Source organism: Nocardia sp. XZ_19_231 (assembly GCF_015355705.1).
In the GTDB taxonomy this organism is placed as follows: Bacteria; Actinomycetota; Actinomycetes; order Mycobacteriales; family Mycobacteriaceae; genus Nocardia; species Nocardia salmonicida.
Genome location: NZ_JACUZI010000021.1, coordinates 1 through 1,436, shown reverse-complemented (window position 1 = coordinate 1,436; position 1,436 = coordinate 1). Strand labels below are relative to the sequence as shown.

Here is a 1,436-nt window from a genome sequence, read left to right as displayed (position 1 = left end):
CGATTCCTACCGGATGAAACACCGCACGAAAGCAGGTGAGCGCCCCTGATCTGAGCACCCCACCCCCGCCTGGGGGTGGGGACTTCCCGTTGGCCACCAGCGGGGACTTACGAATGGCCGTTGACAATCGGCGAGGGAGAAGCCGTCCTGTCAGTGGTGAAGAACGAAGAACCCAACCAGTGCTGAGCTGAGACCGCCGTCTCGACCGAGGTCCTTCAAGGCCGTAGGTCCACATTGCGCGCGAGTACATGCGCAGAAAAACAGTGAGGCGCGGATTCCTGAGAATCCGCGCCTCACTGGGGTGTTCAGTCGTCAGCTCTTGCGACCCGGAGACTTCGCACCGGATTTGAACCCGAGACCGCCGGGCTTGGCGGTCGGCGGCGCCACCGAGGTGCCGTTGCCATTGCCGTTGGTCGGCTCGGCCTGGGTGGCCGACTCCGCCGCAGGGGCTTCCGGCTCTGCCGGAGCCGCGGGTTCAGCCGCAGGCGCAGGTTCAGCCGGGGCCGCAGGTTCAGCCGGGGCCGCCGGAGCCGGGGCCGCAGCGGGAGCCGCAGCAGCGCCAGGAGCCTTCGGGCCGGGCCGCTTCAGACCGGACTTCATGGCAAGCCCCTTGGCGGGAACCGACGGCTTGGATTCCGCAGGAGCCGAAACCTCAGGAGCGGCAGGAGCCTCAGCGGGAGCCGCCTCTGCCACCGGAGCCGCCTCTGCCACCGGAGCCGCCTCTGCTGCCGGAGCAGTCGGCGCCGGAGCAGCTGCCTTGGCACCCGGAGCCTTCGCCTTGCCCTTCATACCGAGGCCCTTGACCGGCGCGGCCGGTGCGGAAGCGGCTTCGGCAGCAGGAGCTTCGGCGGCCGGAGCCTCCGCAGCGGGAGCGGCCGGAGCCTTCGCACCGGGAGCCTTCGCCCCACCCTTCATGCCGAGACCACCACCGGGAGCCTTCGCTCCACCCTTCATACCCAAACCCTTGACCGCAGGAGCTGCGGGGGCTTCGGGGGCTTCGGGGGCTTCGGCAGCAGGGGCAGCCTCAGCCGCAGGAGCCTTGGCACCGGGAGCCTTGGCAGCGCCCTTCATACCGAGACCACCACCGGGAGCCTTCGCTCCACCCTTCATGCCCAGACCCTTGGCCGGAGCGGCTGCGGGGGCTTCGGCTGCGGGGGCAGCTTCCGCGGAGGCCTTGGCACCGGGAGCCTTGGCGGCGCCCTTCATGCCGAGTCCGCCACCGGGAGCCTTCGCGGCACCCTTCATCCCCAGACCGCCACCAGCAGGAGCAGCCTTCGGCGCAGCGGTCGCGGTCGCGGTCGCGACCTCAGCCACCGGCTCCGGCTCCACCTCGGGTTCCGGTTCAGCCTTGGGCTCCTGAACAACAACCAGATTCGCCGACAACTGTTCCGCGTCGATCCGAGTGATCGAGTCCAACATCAACTGCGAAACATCGA

At 69.2% G+C, this 1,436-nt stretch carries 1 pseudogene; it reads right to left on the bottom strand.

Features of this window, described 5'->3' with window-relative positions:
• Positions 1-312: 312 nt before the first annotated feature.
• A pseudogene (locus tag IBJ82_RS34360) lies at positions 313-1,436 on the bottom strand (Fe-S oxidoreductase); the annotation flags it as partial.